Genomic DNA, 18174 nt, shown 5'->3' with positions numbered 1-18174 from the left:
AACCGAGGCTTTGAAATTTGGCTCCGCGACCTGGACTCGAACCAGGGACCCAATGATTAACAGTCATTTGCTCTACCGACTGAGCTATCGCGGAACAACGGTGCGTATCCTACTGTTTGCAAAAGAGAAGTCAACCCTTTGCGCCGCTAGGAACGACGCCGCGCCCGGGGTCTGAGAGGGCCCCGGGCGGCTGGAGTCAGAGCACCTGAACGATGGCGTCAGTGACGTGACCGATGTTGTTGCGGTTCAGTGCGGCGGCGCAGATTCGACCGGTGCTGATGGCGTAGACGCCGAACTCCACACGCAGTCGCTCGACCTGCTCGGCCGTGAGGCCGGAGTAGGAGAACATGCCGCGCTGGGCGGCAACGAAGCTGAAGTCCGTCTTCGCGCCTTTGGCCGCCAATTGCTCGACCATGCTCAGGCGCAGCTCGCGGATGCGGCTGCGCATCTCGCCCAGCTCGGCTTCCCACATGGCGCGCAGTTCCGGGCTGTTGAGCACCGCGGAGACGATCGTGGCGCCGTGGGTCGGCGGGTTGGAATAGTTGGTGCGGATCACGCGCTTGACCTGCGACAGTACGCGAGCCGACTCCTCGCGGCTCTGGGTGACCATCGACAGCGCGCCGACGCGTTCGCCGTACAGCGAGAAAGACTTGGAGAACGAGCTGGAAACGAAGAAGGTCATGCCCGACTCGGCGAAAAGGCGCACGGCGGCGGCGTCCTCTTCGATGCTGTCGCCGAAGCCCTGGTAGGCGATGTCGATGAACGGCACGTGATCCTGGGCACGCAGCACGTCGAGAATCTGCTTCCAGTCATCCAGGTTCAGATCGACGCCGGTCGGGTTGTGGCAGCAGGCGTGCAGCACGACGATGGAGCGGGGTGGCAGGTTCTTCAGGTCCTGCAGCAGACCGGCGCGATCGATGCCGTGATTGCTCGCGTCATAGTAGCTGTAGCTCTGGACCGGGAAACCGGCCGACTCGAACAGCGCGCGATGGTTTTCCCAGCTCGGGTTGCTGATGGCAACCACGGCGTCCGGCAGCAGGCGCTTGAGGAAGTCTGCGCCGACTTTGAGTGCGCCGGTTCCGCCGAGCGCCTGGGTAGTCACCACCCGGCCTTCGGCGATCAGCGGAGAATCGTTGCCGAACAGCAGCTTCTGTACGGCAGCATCGTAAGCGGCAATGCCCTCGATCGGCAGATAGCCGCGGGGCGCGTGGGCAGCGATGCGGGCATGCTCCGCCTCGACCACGGCGCGCAGCAGTGGAATGCGACCTTCTTCGTTGTAGTAGACACCGACACCGAGGTTGACCTTGTTCGGCCGCGTGTCGGCGTTGAAGGCTTCATTGAGGCCGAGGATAGGATCGCGCGGCGCCATTTCGACAGCAGAGAACAAACTCATGGTGAGGGGGCTCGAAAGAGAAGAGTGACTAGATTCACCACCCTCGCGTCGGCGCGCAGGGTGATGCGCAAACGGGGCGGTAGTATAGCGGTCAAGCCTGTTGCCTGCGATATGCTACCGAGGTTTTCTGATCACTTTCGGTGCGTTTTGCGTACTGGAAAGATGGGCGGTTTCTCGGCTCTGCGCGCCCATCGCTGGTGGCGGAATTCAGGATCCGCTGGCTGTCGCGCCAAACCGCTGGATGGCTGTTCGAAAGTCCGGCTGCCAAGCTCGCACATGTTACCTAGAGAGGCGAAATGTCCAAGTTCGAACTGGTCACCCGTTTCAAGCCGGCCGGCGATCAGCCGGAGGCCATTCGGCAGATGATCGAAGGCATCGAGGCGGGGTTGTCGCACCAGACGCTGCTGGGCGTTACGGGCTCGGGCAAGACCTTCAGCGTCGCCAACGTCATCGCCCATGTGCAGCGTCCTACGCTGGTGCTGGCGCCAAACAAGACGCTGGCCGCGCAGCTCTATGGTGAATTCAAGGCGTTCTTCCCGAACAATGCGGTCGAGTATTTCGTTTCCTACTACGACTATTACCAGCCGGAAGCCTATGTGCCGTCGTCGGACACCTTCATCGAGAAGGATGCATCGATCAACGATCACATCGAGCAGATGCGTCTGTCGGCAACCAAGGCGCTGCTGGAGCGCCCGGATGCGATCATCGTCACCACTGTGTCGTGCATCTACGGTCTGGGTGATCCGCAGTCATACCTGAAGATGGTCCTGCACGTCGATCGTGGTGATCGGCTCGATCAGCGCGAGCTGCTGCGCCGGCTGACTGGCCTGCAGTACACCCGCAACGACATGGATTTCGCTCGTGCGACCTTCCGTGTGCGCGGCGACGTGATCGACATCTTCCCGGCGGAATCGGATCTCGAGGCGGTGCGCATCGAGCTGTTCGATGATGAGGTGGAGAGCCTGTCGGCCTTCGATCCGCTGACCGGGGAGGTCATCCGCAAGCTGCCGCGCTTCACCTTCTATCCCAAGAGCCACTACGTAACGCCGCGGGAAACCCTGCTCGACGCGATAGAGAAGATCAAGGACGAGCTGCGCGAGCGGCTCGATTACCTGCGCAGCCAGAACAAGCTGGTGGAGGCCCAGCGGCTCGAGCAGCGCACGCGTTTCGATCTGGAAATGATCATGGAGCTGGGTTACTGCAACGGCATCGAAAACTACTCGCGCTATCTGTCCGGGCGCGATGCTGGCGAGCCGCCACCGACGCTGTTCGACTACCTGCCGGCCGACGCGCTGCTGGTGATCGACGAGTCCCACGTTTCGGTGCCGCAGGTCGGCGCGATGTACAAGGGCGACCGCTCGCGCAAGGAAACCCTGGTGGAGTATGGCTTCCGCCTGCCATCGGCGCTGGATAACCGGCCGATGCGCTTCGACGAATGGGAGGCGATCTGCCCGCAGACCATCTTCGTCTCCGCGACACCCGGACCTTACGAGGCCGAACATGCGGGCCGCGTGGTGGAGCAGGTGGTGCGTCCGACGGGCCTGGTCGATCCACAGATCGAGGTGCGTCCTGCACTGACCCAGGTCGACGATCTGCTGTCGGAGATTCGCAAGTGCGTGGTCAAGGAGGAGCGGGTGCTGGTCACCACGCTGACCAAGCGCATGGCCGAGGACTTGACCGACTACCTGAGTGATCACGATGTGCGCGTGCGCTACCTGCATTCGGACATCGATACCGTGGAGCGGGTCGAGATCATCCGCGACCTGCGGCTGGGCACTTTCGATGTGCTGGTGGGCATCAACCTGCTGCGCGAAGGCCTGGATATGCCTGAGGTGTCGCTGGTGGCGATCCTCGATGCGGACAAGGAAGGCTTCCTGCGTTCAGAGCGCTCGCTGATCCAGACCATCGGCCGCGCGGCGCGCAATCTCAACGGTCGCGCGATTTTGTATGCCGACAACATCACCGGGTCCATGCAGCGCGCCATGGACGAAACCGAGCGGCGGCGCAACAAGCAGATTGCCTTCAACGAGGCCAACGGCATCGTGCCCAAGGGCGTGAAGAAGGACGTGCAGGACATCCTCGAAGGCGCAACCGTACCGGGCTCGCGCAGCAAGAAGCGGCGTGGCGAGGCGAAAGCGGCGGAGGAGAATGCGCGTTACGAGAACGAACTGCGTTCGCCGAGCGAGATCACCAAGCGGATTCGTCAGCTGGAAGAGAAGATGCTGAGTCTGGCGCGCGATCTGGAGTTCGAGGCGGCCGCCGAGGCGCGCGACGAGATTCACAAGCTGCGCGAGCGCTTGTTGCAGGTCTAGCAAGCTATTCTGGCGGATCGACCGTTTCGGCCTGTCCCGGAGCGTCTCCTTCGGGACGCTCTCGCTTTGCTTCCCGGTGTTCGGCTGGAGCCGGCTGCGCAGCGCCTGCTAACATTCGTCCCTTTCCGTATGTCCCTACCGTCCGAGAGCATTCATGACCACGGTTCGCACCCGCATCGCGCCATCTCCGACCGGCGATCCCCACGTCGGTACTGCCTACATCGCGCTGTTCAACCTGTGCTTCGCCCGACAGCACGGCGGCCAGTTCATCTTGCGCATCGAGGATACCGATCAGGTGCGCTCGACCCGTGAATCCGAGCAGCAGATCTACGATGCGCTGCGCTGGCTGGGCATCGAATGGGACGAGGGTCCGGACGTTGGCGGTCCGCATGGCCCGTACCGGCAGAGCGAGCGCGGCGAGATCTACAAGAAGTACTCGGACGAGCTGGTCAGCAAGGGCCATGCGTTCCCGTGCTTCTGCAGCAGCGAGCGCCTGGATCAGGTGCGTGCCGAGCAGATGGCGAACAAGGAAACGCCGCGTTATGACGGCCATTGCATGCACCTCGATCCGGCCGAAGCTCAGCGTCGCATCGCTGCTGGTGAATCCCATGTAATTCGGATGAAGGTGCCGGGCGAAGGCGTGTGTCAGGTCAACGACATGCTGCGCGGCACCGTCGAGATCGGCTGGGATCGCATGGACATGCAGGTACTGATGAAGGCCGATGGCCTGCCGACCTACTTCCTCGCCAACGTGGTCGATGACCACCTGATGGGCATCACTCATGTGCTGCGTGGCGAAGAGTGGCTGCCGTCGGCGCCCAAGCTGATCAAGCTGTACGAGTACTTCGGCTGGGAGCAGCCGCAGCTGTGCTACATGCCGCTGCTGCGCAATCCCGACAAGAGCAAGCTCTCCAAGCGCAAGAATCCGACCTCGGTGACCTTCTACGAGCGCATGGGTTTTCTGCCACAGGCGATGCTCAACTACCTCGGGCGCATGGGCTGGTCGATGCCTGACGAGCGCGAGAAATTCACGCTGAACGAGATGATCGAGCACTTCGACATCAATCGCGTATCGCTCGGCGGACCGATCTTCGATCTGGAGAAGCTTTCCTGGCTGAACGGCCAGTGGCTGCGCGAACTCCCGGTCGAACAGTTCGCTGCCGAAGTGCAGAAGTGGGCATTCAATCCGCAGTACATGATGCAGATCGCGCCGCACGTGCAGCAGCGCGTGGAAACCTTCAGCCAGATTGCGCCATTGGCTGGCTTCTTCTTCTCCGGTGCATTGCCGCTCGACCCCGCATTGTTCGCGCACAAGAAGCTCGATGCGACGCAGGTGCGCCAGGTCATGCAGCTGATTCTGTGGAAGTTGGAAGCACTGCGCCAGTGGGAGAAGGAGCGCATCACCGCGTGCATCACCCAGGTGGCGGAACATCTTGGCTTCAAGCTGCGCGATGTGATGCCGCTGATGTTCGCCGCCATCACCGGGCAGGCCAGTTCGGTATCGGTACTCGACGCGATGGAGATTCTCGGCCCGGATCTGACGCGCTTCCGCCTGCGCAACGCACTCGAGTTGCTCGGTGGCGCGTCGAAGAAGGAAGCCAAGGAGTGGGAGAAGCTCGCGGCGACGATTGTCTGAGTGCGGGGCAGGGGCGGTGCTTGTGACCAGCATCGCCCCGAGGTGTCGCCGTTACCATTCGTCGGTGGTAAGTAGTTGTTCCTAATGCCAAAAAAACTTCGGCCCGTTGGAAATTGTTGTTGACACTACTTGGGGGCGCCCCTAATATGCGCCCCGTCCTCGAGATGGGGCTATAGCTCAGCTGGGAGAGCGCTTGCATGGCATGCAAGAGGTCGACGGTTCGATCCCGTCTAGCTCCACCAATCTCGAAGAGCAGAATTTGCCACCAGCTTGTATTTGCCGCATAAGCGATACAGGTTGTGCTTGAAGGGTTTGCGTCCCCTTCGTCTAGTGGCCTAGGACACCGCCCTTTCACGGCGGTAACAGGGGTTCGAGTCCCCTAGGGGACGCCATTTTTATTGCCCGTTTTGGGCTTCAAGGGGTCATCTTTCATGAGATGGCCCTTTTTGTTTTGCGTGGTCGAAAAGTCGCTTTAGCCGCACTGCGCTGAATGTCTTGTCATTGCTCGCAGCAACAGGCGTGACTCATCGCGGCGGCTGCGGTTTCATGGGTCATCGCAAACGGCCAACGAGGCTTGCAACGAATGAGCTGGGATCAGGCGGACGCGTTCACCATCGAGCTGCAGGTGCAGTCCGAGCATATCGACGAGTTGGGCCATGCCAACAATGCTGCGTATGTGACCTGGCTGGAGCGGTGTGCCTGGCAGCATTCGCAGAGTCTGGGGTTGGGCATCGACGACTATCGCCGCCTCGATCGGGCCATGGCGGTGCTGCGGCATGAGATCGACTATCTGGCCGCGGCTTATGACGGTGACTTGCTGCAGTTGGGAACCTGGATTTCCGAATCCGATCAGCGTTTGAAGATGAAACGCAATTTCCAGCTGATCCGACCGGCCGACGGCGCTACGCTGCTGCGCGCGCAGACGACTTTCGTCTGTATCGAGCTCTCCAGCGGGAAACCCAAGCGCATGCCGCCTGAGTTCATCGACGGCTACGGTAAAGCGCTGGTTCAGCCGTACCCGCTGGAGCTTTGACGAAGCTGGTTGCTCAGCCGCGCTGCTCGGGCTTCATGACGTCGCTCTCGCGGCGCTTCTCGGCATCCTCGCGCCAATCTTCCTGGATTTCCTCTTTCATTTTCGGGTCGGCGCCGCCATCTTCGTTTTCGCGAACCAGTCCCTCGCCTTTCTTTTCCTGCTGGATGTTGGTGCCTTGCGGCTGAGTGTTCATCATGTCCTGGTCGGCCAGCGCAACCGCGGAAAACAAGCTGCCCAGTGCGATGATGCCTGCGTACAAGATTTTCATCTGAACCTCCGGCTATCGGGTGATAAAGGACTTACCATCTCAATAACCGACCTGCTGCGCTGAAGATTCGTTCACTCCTGCCCGGTGCCCCGTTTTCCGTGAGTCAGTCCACCCTTCGCAAGATCATCCATATCGATTGCGACTGCTTTTACGCCGCGATCGAGATGCGTGACGATCCCAGCCTGGCTCGGCGGCCCATCGCGGTTGGTGGAGCCGCAGATCGGCGCGGGGTCATCGCCACGTGCAATTACGAGGCACGTGCATACGGCGTTCGTTCGGCCATGGCTTCCGGGCACGCGCTGAAGTTGTGCCCTGATCTGCTGATCCTGCGCCCGCGAATGGATGCATACCGGGAAGCGTCGCGTGAGATCCATGACATCTTTCGCACCTATACCGAGCAGATCGAGCCGCTGTCGCTGGACGAGGCTTACCTGGATGTCACTGCCTGCGAGCATTTTTCCGGGAGCGCCACGCGTATCGCCGAGGACATCCGCCGTCGAGTCTGGCAGCAGCTGCGCATCACGGTGTCGGCGGGGGTGGCGCCGAACAAGTTTCTCGCCAAGATCGCCAGCGAATGGAACAAGCCCGACGGCCTGTTCGTCATCACCCCGGCGCAGGTCGACGAGTTCGTGCAGATGCTGGAGGTCAAGCGGTTGCATGGTGTCGGTCGTGTGACCGCTGAGAAGCTGGGCCGGCTCGGCATCCGCACCTGTAGCGACTTGCGCGAGTGGCGCAGATTGGACCTGGTTCGCGAGTTCGGCGCCTTTGGTGAGCGGCTCTGGGGACTGGCGCGCGGCATCGATGAGCGCCCGGTACAGGTGGAAAGCCGGCGCCAGTCGGTGAGTGTCGAGCAGACCTACGACCGCGATCTGCCGGACCTGGCGGCGTGCCTTGAGCGTCTGCCGGAGCTGCTGCAGCAGTTGGCTACCCGCATGGCGCGCCTCGACAACGGCTATCGACCCGGCAAGCCCTTCGTAAAGCTCAAATTCCATGACTTCACCCAGACCACAATGGAGCAGGCTGGCGCCGGACTCGAAATCGACGACTACGCCGATCTGCTCGCCATCGCCTTCTCCCGTGGTGCGCGGCCGGTTCGGTTGATTGGCGTCGGCGTGCGGTTGGTCGATCTGCGCGGTGGTTTCGAGCAGCTCACTCTGTTCTAAGAGCGCCAGTTTCCTTTTCCTGCATCCATCGCGTGCTCATTCCGCTGACTACCGTTCGTCAGGTGCGTAGTTTGTGATGCCCTCGTGCGACGAAAGGGCTTAAGCCGATATAGCGCCAGCTTATTAATTAACCCAAAATGCGCGCGAGACTTGACGTCCTTAGATTGACGCTTTTGTGGTGTGCGATTGATTTACGACAATATTTGGACGCACCCATCGGATATTGTTAGAGTCACGCAAGATGGCAATATGCTATCTATTTGACGCCCTCAATATCGATTCTCTGCTTTCTGGCAGTTGAGCACCGACGTCTTGGCGAGGGAGCCATTGGTGGGTCTGTTTTCCAAAACCAAGAAATCAAAACCAGCCGGCATGCTCGGCATCGAGGCTGGTCCGCAAGGTATCGCGTTGGCGCAGGTCGTTCGGGTGCCCGGTGCGCGGCCGCTGCTGCCGTACTGCGAACACCTGGAAGGCAGCGCCGACGCGCAGGCCGCGTTGCTCGAGAGGGCCGTGAGCGAACGCGCCTTGCAGGGCTTGCCGACGAACGTGCTGCTACACCCTTCCGAATACCAGATGTTCCTTCTCGAAGCGCCTGAAGTGCCACCGCAGGAGCTGCGTGACGCCATGCGCTGGCGCATCAAGGACATGATCAGCCAGTCGCTGGACGATGTGGTGATCGACTGTTTCGCACTGCCCGAGGACGCCTATCGCGGGCGCACGCGCATGGTCTATTGCGCCGTTCTCGAGAAAACCCGGATGCAGCATTACGCCCAGCTCGTGCGCCAGGCCGGTCTGCACATGGCGAGCATCGACATCACCGAGATGGCGTTTCGCAACCTGGGCTCGCTCGCCGGCGCCGAAGGCATGAATCTCGCACTGCTGCGCCTGCGCACCAGCGAAGGCCTGATCTGCATCCAGAACGGCGCCGACCTTTACATGGCGCGGCGTATCGAGCAGGGGCTGGCCCGTGCCGCCCAGGATTTGAGCAGTACGACACTGGAGATCCAGCGCTCGCTTGACTACTTCGAGAGCCAACTCGGCAAGGGCTATATCAATCGCTTGATGTTGCTGCCCATGAAGCAAGATGGCGAACGCGCCTATCAGGGGCTGGCCAGTGGCCTGGCGGTGAACCTGCAACGCCTCGACCTGCGCGAGCTTTTCCCCGGCCAGCCGGGTGCCGAGCTGTCCGAAGCGCAGCAGGCGTTCTGCATTGGCGCCGTCGGCGCCGCCCTGCGTCAGGACGCCGTCTGATGCAGAACGTCAATCTCTATCAGCGCGAACGTCGTCAGCAGGGTGGCCCGCGTTCGCGGCAACTGCTGCTTGGCGCATGTGTACTGGCGCTTGCCCTGGCTTCGCATGCTGCCTGGCAGGGCTGGAACCTCAAGCAGCGCGCCTCGGACCGTCAGTTGGCCGAGGCGCAGGCGGTTTCTGCAGAGGCGCAGCTGGCCGCCTTCAAGGCCAACTATCGGGAACCGACGCTGGATACCCGGCTGCCTGCGCAACTGGCGGAGCGGGAAGCGGAGAACCGCCAGCTGCAACGCCTCGCAACGCATCTGCGCGCGCTCGATGGCCAGCTGCGCAGCGGCTTCGCGCCAGTGCTGACGGCCCTGGCCGATCGGCACCCGCCGCGCGGGCTCTGGCTGACTCGCATCCGTCTGCAGGCTGGCGGCAGCGACATGCTGTTGCGCGGGTTGAGCCAGGATCAGGAACTGCTTCCGCTGTACCTGGAAAGCCTCGGGCGCAGCAAGACGTTGCAGGGTCGTGAGTTCGGCAGCTTCGATCTGCAGCGCGACGACAGTGGCCTGCTGGCGTTCCGCCTGGCATCCCGTGCGGCGCAGGAGGGCGACGATGAATAACGCCATGCAAAGCCTGCGGCAGCGCTGGCAGGCGCTGGCACCGCGCGAACAGTGGCTGAGCGTGCTGGTCGGCGCTTCCCTGCTGGGCATGCTTTATCTGCTGCTGGTGGCTGAGCCGCTCGCTGAGCGCATCGCCCAGCAGGACAGCCAGCTGCGTCTCGCCGAAGCCCGTCAGCTGGAGGCGAACAATGCGTTGCTCGAACTTCAGGCCAAGCTCGCGGCCGACCCCAATCGTCCCTATCGAGACGCCCTCGATGTGGCGCGCACCAATCGCGAACAGATTCTGCGCAGCATCGACGAGGAGACCCGCTCACTGGTTTCACCTGCACGCATGAAAGCGCTGCTGCAGGACCTGCTGCGCCGGCAGCCTCATCTGCAGATGGTCGCGCTGCAGAGTTTCAGCACGCCGCTGGAGTTGCCCGCGTCGGATGCCGCGAAGGACACGCCGCCAGCGGCGGTCAGCTTCTATCGGCACGGTCTGCGTCTGACCCTGCAAGGCGGCTACTTCGACCTGCTCGATTACCTGCAGGCGGTGCAGAACAGTGGCTGGCGTCTGCATTGGGACAGCCTGGACTATCACATCGATGAGGCCGGGCCGGACAAGGCGCGGATCACGCTGGAGCTGCATACCTTGAGTCGCGAAGCGGGGTGGGTTGGTGTCTGATTTTTCTCGTGCGTTTTGCTTGCTCCTTTTGCTGCCCGCTTCGGCCTACGCGCTCGACCCCACGCGCCCGCCCGCGGCGTTCGTGACCGCTGCAGCGGAGCGCCAGGCACCGGCGACGCTGCACCTGCAGGCCATTTTCCGCGGTGCGCAGAGCGCCCGGGCGGTGCTCAACGGCCAATCGCTGAGAGTCGGCGACACCCTGGCCGATGCCAGAGTCCTGGCCATCAACACGAATTCCGTCCTGATCGAGCGCGACGGCCAGCAGCAGACGCTGCGTCTGGTTGCCCCGATCATTACTCCGAGCCAAGTCCGACCATGATGCCGACCCTTTTTCCACGTTTCGGCTTGCTGAGCCTGTTCTGCCTGCTGGCCGCCTGCCAGACATTCGAGGACGGCGACAAGCGCCTCTACGAGCAGAGCAACCGTCTGTTCGAGGAAAGCCTGCAGCAGACCCAGGCCAAGGCGCTGCCGCCGCCGTCGGTGCAGGCTGCGCTAATTCCGCCGCTGAGCGTCGACGGCAGTTCGGCTGTCAGTGGCCCGCGCTTCGATGTGGTCGCCAACGACATGCCGGCCCGCGAATTCTTCCTCAGCCTGATGGACAACGCCGGACAGAACCTGCTGGTGCACCCGGCGGTGACCGGCAACATCACCTTCAGCCTGCGCAACGTGACGCTGGAAGAAGTGCTCGCGGCGGTGCGCGACAGCTACGGTTACGACTATCGCCGCACCAGCTATGGCTACCAGATCCAGGCGAACACCGCGGTCACCCGCACCTATGACCTGAACTACCTCAACCTGCAGCGCCAAGGCATGACCGATACCCGAGTCAGCTCCGGCCAGGTCAGCACCAGCGACAACACCGACACCGGCGCAAGCGGTACCACGACCAACTCGACCTCCAGCACCGTCAATGCCAGTCAGTTGCTGACCAGCAGCACCGTCGACTTCTGGAGTGAAGTGCGCGAAGTCGTGGCGATGATGATCGGCAGCGAGGCGGACAACAGTGTGGTGGTCAATCCGCAGGCCGGGCTGCTGGTGGTTCGTGCATCCAGTGCCGACCAGCAGAACGTCGAGCTTTTCCTGCAGCAGGCACAGCGCAACCTGCAGCGTCAGGTGATTCTAGAAACCAAGATTCTTGAGGTGAGCCTGTCCGATGGCTTCCAGTCCGGGATCAACTGGGCGCAGCTGGGCTCCATGGGCAATGCCGACTTCGCGCTGGGTGTACAGGGCGATACGCTGGACGGCGTCAACAATGTCGGTGGCGTGTTCAGCGCTGCGGTCAGCGTCGGCGACTTCAGCGGCGTGCTGCAGCTACTGGAAACCCAAGGCGATGTGCGGGTGCTTTCCAGCCCGCGGATTTCCACCCTCAACAACCAGAAGGCCGTGATCAAGGTCGGCACCGACGAGTTCTTCGTCACCGACGTTTCGACCACCACCACCTCGCTGGCGGGCGGCACTACCGCGCCCGATCTGGACATCACCCTGACGCCGTTCTTCTCCGGTATCTCGCTGGACGTCACTCCGCAGATCGACGAGAACGACCAGGTCACGCTGCACGTGCGGCCGACCGTCAGCCGCGTTCAGGATCAGAACAAGAGTATCCAGCTGGGCGGTTCCGACAACGTCTTCAACTTGCCACTGGCGCTGTCCACCACGCGCCAGTCGGATTCCATCGTGCGTGCGCGCAGCGGCCAGGTCGTGGTCATCGGTGGCCTGCTGGAAAACCGCAACAGCAACAACGACGCCAACATTCCCTGGGCCTCCAAGCTGCCCATCGTCGGCAGCCTGTTCCAGCAGCAACGCAAATCGCTCGAGCAGACCGAGCTGGTCATCCTGGTGCGCCCGCAGGTGATCGACGATCAGGTCTGGCTCGACGAGCTGCGCCGCAGCGCCGATTCGTTCCGGCAGGTCAGGTAAGTATCGGTATGTACGAAGCATTCTTCGGCCTGCAGGAAAAGCCATTCGCATTGACGCCGAATACCGGCTTCATGGTTCGCCTGCCGCCTTACCAGGCGTGCCTGAACCTGCTGCGCGTGGCTCTGGCCGAAGGCGAGGGCTTCATCAAGGTGACCGGCGAAGTGGGCACCGGCAAGACCCTGCTCTGCCGCGCGCTGCTCAAGCAACTGGATGCCGAGCACTACCAGCTCGCCTGGCTGCCGAATCCGGCGCTCGGACCCATGGCGCTGCGCCAGGCGCTGGCCCATGAGCTGCATGTGCCGCGGGTCGAGCAGCTGGATAACCATGGGCTGCTGACGGCACTGCATCGCCGGCTGATCGAGCTGGCCGGCCAGGGCAAGAGCACCGTGCTGTTGATCGATGAGGCGCAGGCGCTGCCACCGGCCACGCTGGAGGCCTTGCGACTGCTGACCAATCTGGAAACCGAGCAGCGCAAACTGCTGCAGGTGGTGCTGTTCGGCCAGCCTGAACTGGACGCTACGCTGGCCAGCGAAAATTTCCGGCAATTGCGCCAGCGCATCACATTCTCCTATCGCCTGCGCCCGCTGGATGTCAGCGATGCCAGGCGTTACCTGCATGAACGCCTGGCGGTTGCCGGTTATCAAGGTGAACCGCTGTTCAAGCCGGCCGCGATTCGTCTGCTGGTCAAGGGCAGCGGTGGCATCCCGCGGTTGCTCAACATCCTGGCCAACAAGTGCCTGATGGCGGCGTTTGGCGAAGGCCAGCGACGGGTCGGCAGCCGCCACGTACACCGTGCCCTGGCTGATACCGAGGGTGCGCGACCGTTCCTGCGTGCAGCCCTTCCGTTGCGTTGGGCATTGCTGGCGGGGGCGGCAACCCTGAGCCTGCTGCTGAGTGCATTGCCATGGCTGTCGCAGCTGGCCGAGGTGCGGCCATGAGCCTGGTCAACGACATGCTGCGCGATCTCGAAGCGCGCGGCGCGGCATCCGGCGGGCAGAGCCCATTCCTCGACATGCAGGCTGTCGATGAAACAGCCGCAACGCGGCGTCAGCGATCGGCACGGCTGCGCCGCTGGTTGTTGCCGCTGGCTATCGGGGCGGTGGTCGCCGCGGCATCGGTGGTGCTGTTCCAACGTTTCGCGCAAGCCCCGGCTGTGCAGGAGTCACCTGCCGCCGCTCCGGTGGTCGCTGCGGTGCCTGCAACTCAGCTCCTCGAGGTCTTGCCGCAGCAAGACGGTGGCCGTTTCGTGCTGCAGTTGCTGCTGGATCGCTCGATCAGCTATCAGCGCACCGACGAAGGCGGCGCGATCAGTCTGCGCCTGCCGGATGTGACGCTCGCCGGTGGCCCGCGAAACGGTCGTGTGGCGAGCAATGGCCTAAGTCTGTCCTGGCGAGTGGAACAGCAGGGCGACCAGGTGCAGGTGCTGCTGCTCGGTATGACCGATCGCCTCGACGTGCGTGATCGGCTTTAGCCGGCCGCTGGCCATGCGCAGCTCTGGCTGGAAGTCCACATGGATGGCGCACCAGTCGCCGTTCCTGAGGACCTGGAGCTGCCTTTTGCCGAGCCGGCATTGGACGAAGCGAGCCTGCCGGAGTGGGTCACCCGCACCGCCCCAGACGCGCAAACCGCGCCGCCCGTCGCGCCGGATGTGCAACCGGTCGCCGAGCCAGCCCCGGCCCCGGCCCCGGTTGCCAGACCCCAGGTTGCCACCACGCCCACCGTGCAGATCGGCAGTCATCGACCGGACCCGCTGGCCCAGGCGCGCGACGCGCTGCAGCAGCAGAACTTCCCCCGTGCCATCGAGCTGCTGCAGGCGCTCCATGCCGCACAGCCGGACAACGCCGAGGCGGCCCGCTGGTTGGCTCGTGCTTACCTGGCGGCTGGACGGATCGAGCCATTGCTCGAGTGGCTGCCGGCCCGGCTGCAGAGCCGGCCGTTCGATGCCGAGCTGCGTATGCTGCTAGCCCGTGGCCAGCTGCAGAGCGGCGACAAGCAAACCGCGCTCGCCACCCTGGTGCAGAACGCGCCGTCGCTGGCGAGCGATCCGGGCTATCACGCACTGCTGGCGGCTCTGCAACAGCAGGTTGGCGACTGGACGGGCAGCGCTGCGGTTTATCGCCAGCTGGTCGCTTTCCAGCCGCAGCAGGCGGCCTGGCAGCTGGGCTTGGCCATCGCGCTGGAACAGATCGATCAACCCGCCCGGGCGGCGCGCCACTACCGTCTGGCCGCGCAAGGGCAGGGGCTCGATGACAACTCGCGGCGCTTCGCCGCCGAACGTGCCGGCGTACTCGGAGGTGCCCGATGACCGCGCAAGACATGCGCCAGCGCAAGATTCGTCTCGGCGATCTGCTGGTCCAAGCCGGCCTGATCAGCGAGGCTCAACTGCAGCAGGCGCTGCAGGACCAGAAGCGCACCGGCTCCAAGCTCGGGCGCACGGTACTCGACCTCGGCTTCATCGACGAAGGCCGCCTGCTGCGGGCGCTGTCCGAGCAGCTGCAGATTCCCTTCGTCGAACTCAAGCACTACAAGTTCGACAACCAGCTGACCCAGAGCCTGCCCGAGGCGGTCGCCCGGCGCTTCCGGGTGATCGTGCTGTCCCGCCAGGGCGATGGTTTGCTGGTGGGCATGACCGACCCGCTGGACATCTTCGCTCAGGACGAGATCGAGCGCCTGCTAGGCAAGCGCGTCCACCCGGCAGTGGTGCGGGAAAGCGAGCTGCTCGGCGCGCTCGATCAGCTCTACCGCCGCACCAGCGAAATCGCCTCGCTGGCCGGCGAGCTGGAAGGTGAGCTGCAGGAAAGCGACTTTGACCTCTCGCGCCTCGGCGAAAGCAACAGCGATGCGCCGGTGGTGCGCCTGCTGCAGACGCTGTTCGAGGACGCCGTGCAGATGAAGGCCTCGGACATTCACATCGAACCGGACGAAGGCGTGGTGCGGATTCGCCAGCGTATCGACGGCGTGCTCAACGAACAGGTGATGAAGGAGCACCGCGTCGCTTCGGCGCTGGTCATGCGCCTGAAGATCATGTCCGGCCTGGATATCTCGGAAAAGCGCTTGCCGCAGGACGGCCGTTTCAACATCCGCGTGAAGAACCGCAACCTTGATGTGCGGGTTTCCACTATGCCTGTGCAGTTCGGCGAATCGGTGGTCATGCGACTGCTCGACCAGAGCGGCGCGATGTTCAAGCTCGAAGGCACCGGCATGCCGCCAGCGATGCTCGAGCGCTTCCGGCGCCTGTTGCAACGTCCGCACGGCATGGTGCTGGTCACCGGCCCTACCGGCTCGGGCAAGACCACCACGCTCTACGCCGGGCTTTCCGAGCTGAACAGCCCGGAGAAGAAGATCATCACCGTCGAGGACCCGGTGGAGTACCGCCTGCCGCGGGTCAACCAGGTGCAGGTCAACGCCAAGATCGAGTTGACCTTCGCCCGCGTGCTGCGCGCCGCGTTGCGTCAGGACCCGGACATCGTGCTGGTCGGCGAGATCCGTGACCAGGAAACCGCCGAGATCGGCCTGCGCGCCGCACTGACCGGCCACCTCGTACTCTCGACGCTGCACACCAACGATGCCCTGACCTCGGCCATGCGCCTGATCGACATGGGCGTTGAGCCCTTCCTCGTCGCTACCGCACTGAATGCGGTGCTGGCCCAGCGTCTGATACGCCGCGTGTGCGAAAACTGCATGGAGGACGATCAGCCCGATCCTCGGCAACTGGCCTGGCTGGAAGCGCTGCACGGCGGCTCGCTGCGCGACCACCGTTTCAAGCGCGGCAATGGTTGCCATCAATGCCACAACAGCGGCTATGCCGGCCGTGTCGGCGTGTACGAGCTGCTGGAACTGGACGAACCGATGATCGCCGCGCTTCGTCGGGGTGATCCGCAGGGCTTCGCCGAGGCCGCGCGCCAGCAGGCGCACTATCGACCACTCGCGGCGTGCGCGCTGGATTACGCCATCGCCGGCGTCACCAGTATCGACGAGGTGGTGAAGGTCTGCGCCACCCTGGCGGACGACGAGGTGATCGCGTGATCGCCGCTAGTCTCCTGCCTATCGCGGCCGTAGGCGCCAGCGCCACGGGCGCCGTCCGGTCGCTTCGCGGGGAGCCTGCCGATGCCTAGCTTCCGCTATACCGGCCGCGATATGCGCGGCGCACGGGTCAGCGGCGCGCTCGATGGCGCCAGCGCTGACGCCGTGGCCAGCGAGCTGGTGTCGCGCCAGATCACCCCGCTCACCATCGATGCGGAGCGTGCCCAGGCCGATAGCGTCGACGTGTTTGCCGTACTGCGCGAGAAGCTGCGGCGCAAACGTGTCGATCTGGACGAACTGATCATCTTCAGCCGCCAGATGTACAGCCTGAACAAGGCCGGCGTGCCGATCATTCGCGCCATCGGCGGTCTGGCCGAATCCAATCGCAACCTGTATTTCCGCGGCATTCTGCAGGACGTGCGCGCCAGCCTCGAAAGCGGCCAGTCCATGGCGGTCGCGCTGAACGCGCATCCCAAGGTGTTCAACAATCTGTTTGTCAGCATGGTCAGCGTCGGTGAGAACACCGGCCAGCTCGACCAGGCGTTCAAGCAGTTGTCTGCCTATCTCGAGCTGGAGCGCGAGACCCGCAAGCGCATCAAGCAGGCCACGCGTTATCCGATCTTCGTGCTGGTGGCCATGGGAGTGGCGCTGGGTGTCATCAATCTCTTGGTGATCCCGGCGTTCGCCAAGGTCTTCGCCCAGTTCCACGCGCAACTGCCGTGGGCCACGCGCGTGCTGATCGACACCTCCAACTTCATGCGCGACTATTGGTGGCTGTTGCTGCTGGGCATCGTCGGTGGGCTTTACGCCTTCTTCAAGTGGATCGAAACCGACGCCGGTCGACTTCGCTGGGACCGCATCAAGCTGCGCCTGCCCATCGTCGGCGGCATCTTCGAACGTATCGCCCTGGCGCGCTTCACCCGCACCTTCGCGATGATGTATCGCGCCGGCGTGCCGCTGCTGCAGACGCTCTCGATCAACAGCGCCAGCGTCGGCAACCAGCATATCGGCCAGGCGATTCTCGGCATTCGCGAAAGCGTCGAACGCGGCGAAGCGCTGACCCGTTCGGCGCACAACTCCGGTCTGTTCACTCCGTTGGTACTGCAGATGATGGCCGTCGGCGAAGAAACCGGCGCGCTGGATGACCTGTTCATCGAAGTCGCCGATTTCTACGAGCAGGAGGTGGACTATGACCTCAAGCAGCTGGCTGATGGCATCGAGCCGATTCTTATCGTGGCCATGGGCGTGATGGTGCTGATTCTTGCGCTCGGCGTGTTTCTGCCGATGTGGGAACTGGGTAGCGCGGCGCAGGGGAGGGGTTGATGAGCTTACGAATCGCGACATTCCACATGAGCCACGGAGGCACGATGCAACGACACAAGGGTTTCACCATGATCGAGCTGGTCGTGGTCATCGCCATCCTCGGCATCCTGGCCGCGGTCGCCTTGCCACACTTCATCGACTCGGCCAAGGACGCCCACCGCGCCAGCGTGCGCAGCGCTGGTGGTGCGCTGACGTCGGCCGTCTCGCTGGTGCGCGGCCAGTACGAACTGAATCGCGGCGGCGGCAGCAATGCCTGTCTGGCAGGAAATTGCCAGATCAACGTACAGGGCTACGGCAACGGCGCGATGGATGTGAATGCCAACGGCTGGCCCGTAGGCACCGAACGCAGCGGCACTCCGCTCGCCAACACCAGCATGTCCGCCGATGAATGCCGCAACCTCTGGAGCAACCTGCTGCAGGCTTCCTCGCAGAGCCTGACCGGCACCAATCCGGCATTTACAGCCACGGCCAACGGCACCCGCTGCCTGTTCACCTACAACCTCGATGGCGGCGACGACGTCATCGAATACAACGCCAATACCGGCGAAGTCTTCGTCAACTTTCAATGATTCATAAACAAGGAGCG

At 63.3% G+C, this 18174-nt stretch carries 17 protein-coding genes and 3 tRNA genes; 17 read left to right on the top strand and 3 right to left on the bottom strand.

The window, feature by feature from the left end:
• Positions 1-18 precede the first annotated feature (18 nt).
• Positions 19-94 (bottom strand) — tRNA-Asn (locus F753_RS29760).
• Between the two features lie 102 nt (positions 95-196).
• On the bottom strand, positions 197-1393 hold the full coding sequence (locus tag F753_RS29755; protein ID WP_031297299.1) for an amino acid aminotransferase: 1197 nt from the start codon (positions 1391-1393) through the stop codon (positions 197-199).
• 296 nt (positions 1394-1689) lie between these two features.
• On the opposite strand from F753_RS29755, the gene uvrB reads away from it, so the two are divergent.
• The 5 genes from uvrB (at position 1690) to F753_RS29730 (ending at position 6374) form a co-directional block, all read left to right on the top strand.
• Positions 1690-3705, top strand: coding sequence for an excinuclease ABC subunit UvrB (gene uvrB / locus F753_RS29750; RefSeq protein ID WP_023444328.1), 2016 nt, complete (start codon positions 1690-1692; stop codon positions 3703-3705).
• A gap of 154 nt (positions 3706-3859) precedes the next feature.
• Positions 3860-5341 (top strand): glutamate--tRNA ligase, encoded by a 1482-nt coding sequence (gltX, locus tag F753_RS29745; RefSeq protein ID WP_023444327.1) that lies wholly within the window; start codon positions 3860-3862, stop codon positions 5339-5341.
• A gap of 166 nt (positions 5342-5507) precedes the next feature.
• Positions 5508-5583 (top strand) — tRNA-Ala (locus tag F753_RS29740).
• A gap of 74 nt (positions 5584-5657) precedes the next feature.
• Positions 5658-5733 (top strand) — tRNA-Glu (locus F753_RS29735).
• Between the two features lie 191 nt (positions 5734-5924).
• Positions 5925-6374 (top strand): acyl-CoA thioesterase, encoded by a 450-nt coding sequence (locus F753_RS29730; protein WP_023444326.1) that lies wholly within the window; start codon positions 5925-5927, stop codon positions 6372-6374.
• A 13-nt stretch (positions 6375-6387) separates the two neighbouring features.
• Here F753_RS29730 and F753_RS29725 read toward each other — a convergent pair whose 3' ends face one another.
• On the bottom strand, positions 6388-6642 hold the full coding sequence (locus tag F753_RS29725; protein WP_023444325.1) for a hypothetical protein: 255 nt from the start codon (positions 6640-6642) through the stop codon (positions 6388-6390).
• 98 nt (positions 6643-6740) lie between these two features.
• Here F753_RS29725 and dinB point away from each other — a divergent pair, with 98 nt between their 5' ends.
• From dinB to F753_RS29670, 12 genes are all read left to right on the top strand, one after another.
• On the top strand, positions 6741-7805 hold the full coding sequence (gene dinB, locus F753_RS29720) for a DNA polymerase IV (protein WP_023444324.1): 1065 nt from the start codon (positions 6741-6743) through the stop codon (positions 7803-7805).
• A 330-nt stretch (positions 7806-8135) separates the two neighbouring features.
• Positions 8136-9056: an MSHA biogenesis protein MshI gene (locus tag F753_RS29715; RefSeq protein WP_023444323.1), complete on the top strand. Its 921-nt coding sequence runs from the start codon at positions 8136-8138 to the stop codon at positions 9054-9056.
• A complete protein-coding gene (locus F753_RS29710) occupies positions 9056-9661 on the top strand; it encodes a PilN domain-containing protein (protein ID WP_023444322.1) in 606 nt (201 codons plus the stop codon). Before F753_RS29715 ends, F753_RS29710 begins: the two co-directional genes overlap by 1 nt.
• Complete coding sequence (gspM, locus tag F753_RS29705) at positions 9654-10325, top strand: type II secretion system protein GspM (RefSeq protein ID WP_023444321.1); 672 nt, start codon at positions 9654-9656, stop codon at positions 10323-10325. Before F753_RS29710 ends, gspM begins: the two co-directional genes overlap by 8 nt.
• 19 nt (positions 10326-10344) lie before the next feature.
• Positions 10345-10644 carry a Type II secretory pathway component gene (locus F753_RS29700; protein ID WP_224742813.1) on the top strand — a complete coding sequence of 100 codons (300 nt, stop codon included), beginning with the start codon at positions 10345-10347 and terminating at the stop codon, positions 10642-10644.
• Positions 10641-12242, top strand: coding sequence for a pilus (MSHA type) biogenesis protein MshL (gene mshL, locus F753_RS29695; protein ID WP_023444319.1), 1602 nt, complete (start codon positions 10641-10643; stop codon positions 12240-12242). The genes F753_RS29700 and mshL overlap by 4 nt, the downstream gene beginning before the upstream one ends.
• 8 nt (positions 12243-12250) lie before the next feature.
• Entirely contained in the window at positions 12251-13180 is a 930-nt protein-coding gene (locus F753_RS29690) for an ExeA family protein (RefSeq protein ID WP_023444318.1), read from the top strand.
• On the top strand, positions 13177-13713 hold the full coding sequence (locus F753_RS49920; protein WP_023444317.1) for a hypothetical protein: 537 nt from the start codon (positions 13177-13179) through the stop codon (positions 13711-13713). The genes F753_RS29690 and F753_RS49920 overlap by 4 nt, the downstream gene beginning before the upstream one ends.
• Positions 13714-13752: 39 nt before the next feature.
• Positions 13753-14547 carry a tetratricopeptide repeat protein gene (locus tag F753_RS49915; protein ID WP_023444316.1) on the top strand — a complete coding sequence of 265 codons (795 nt, stop codon included), beginning with the start codon at positions 13753-13755 and terminating at the stop codon, positions 14545-14547.
• Complete coding sequence (locus F753_RS29680; protein ID WP_023444315.1) at positions 14544-16268, top strand: GspE/PulE family protein; 1725 nt, start codon at positions 14544-14546, stop codon at positions 16266-16268. Before F753_RS49915 ends, F753_RS29680 begins: the two co-directional genes overlap by 4 nt.
• An 81-nt stretch (positions 16269-16349) precedes the next feature.
• Complete coding sequence (locus tag F753_RS29675) at positions 16350-17588, top strand: type II secretion system F family protein (protein ID WP_023444314.1); 1239 nt, start codon at positions 16350-16352, stop codon at positions 17586-17588.
• A gap of 44 nt (positions 17589-17632) precedes the next feature.
• Positions 17633-18157: a prepilin-type N-terminal cleavage/methylation domain-containing protein gene (locus tag F753_RS29670; RefSeq protein WP_023444313.1), complete on the top strand. Its 525-nt coding sequence runs from the start codon at positions 17633-17635 to the stop codon at positions 18155-18157.
• Positions 18158-18174 lie beyond the last annotated feature (17 nt).

This window comes from Stutzerimonas chloritidismutans AW-1 (assembly GCF_000495915.1).
GTDB classification, from domain to species: Bacteria; Pseudomonadota; Gammaproteobacteria; order Pseudomonadales; family Pseudomonadaceae; genus Stutzerimonas; species Stutzerimonas chloritidismutans.
The sequence above is the reverse complement of the archived record's forward strand: the minus strand, read 5'-3'. Positions and strand labels throughout refer to the sequence as shown.

Excerpts from the sequence above, each read along its gene's own strand:
- F753_RS29755 (WP_031297299.1), bottom strand. The coding sequence starts at position 1,393 with ATGAGTTTGTTCTCTGCTGTCGAAATGGCGCCGCGCGATCCTATCCTC.
- uvrB (WP_023444328.1), top strand. The coding sequence starts at position 1,690 with ATGTCCAAGTTCGAACTGGTCACCCGTTTCAAGCCGGCCGGCGATCAG.
- gltX (WP_023444327.1), top strand. The coding sequence starts at position 3,860 with ATGACCACGGTTCGCACCCGCATCGCGCCATCTCCGACCGGCGATCCC.
- F753_RS29730 (WP_023444326.1), top strand. The coding sequence starts at position 5,925 with ATGAGCTGGGATCAGGCGGACGCGTTCACCATCGAGCTGCAGGTGCAG.
- F753_RS29725 (WP_023444325.1), bottom strand. The coding sequence starts at position 6,642 with ATGAAAATCTTGTACGCAGGCATCATCGCACTGGGCAGCTTGTTTTCC.
- F753_RS29710 (WP_023444322.1), top strand. The coding sequence starts at position 9,056 with ATGCAGAACGTCAATCTCTATCAGCGCGAACGTCGTCAGCAGGGTGGC.
- gspM (WP_023444321.1), top strand. The coding sequence starts at position 9,654 with ATGAATAACGCCATGCAAAGCCTGCGGCAGCGCTGGCAGGCGCTGGCA.
- mshL (WP_023444319.1), top strand. The coding sequence starts at position 10,641 with ATGATGCCGACCCTTTTTCCACGTTTCGGCTTGCTGAGCCTGTTCTGC.
- F753_RS29690 (WP_023444318.1), top strand. The coding sequence starts at position 12,251 with ATGTACGAAGCATTCTTCGGCCTGCAGGAAAAGCCATTCGCATTGACG.
- F753_RS49920 (WP_023444317.1), top strand. The coding sequence starts at position 13,177 with ATGAGCCTGGTCAACGACATGCTGCGCGATCTCGAAGCGCGCGGCGCG.
- F753_RS49915 (WP_023444316.1), top strand. The coding sequence starts at position 13,753 with ATGGATGGCGCACCAGTCGCCGTTCCTGAGGACCTGGAGCTGCCTTTT.
- F753_RS29680 (WP_023444315.1), top strand. The coding sequence starts at position 14,544 with ATGACCGCGCAAGACATGCGCCAGCGCAAGATTCGTCTCGGCGATCTG.
- F753_RS29675 (WP_023444314.1), top strand. The coding sequence starts at position 16,350 with ATGCCTAGCTTCCGCTATACCGGCCGCGATATGCGCGGCGCACGGGTC.
- F753_RS29670 (WP_023444313.1), top strand. The coding sequence starts at position 17,633 with ATGCAACGACACAAGGGTTTCACCATGATCGAGCTGGTCGTGGTCATC.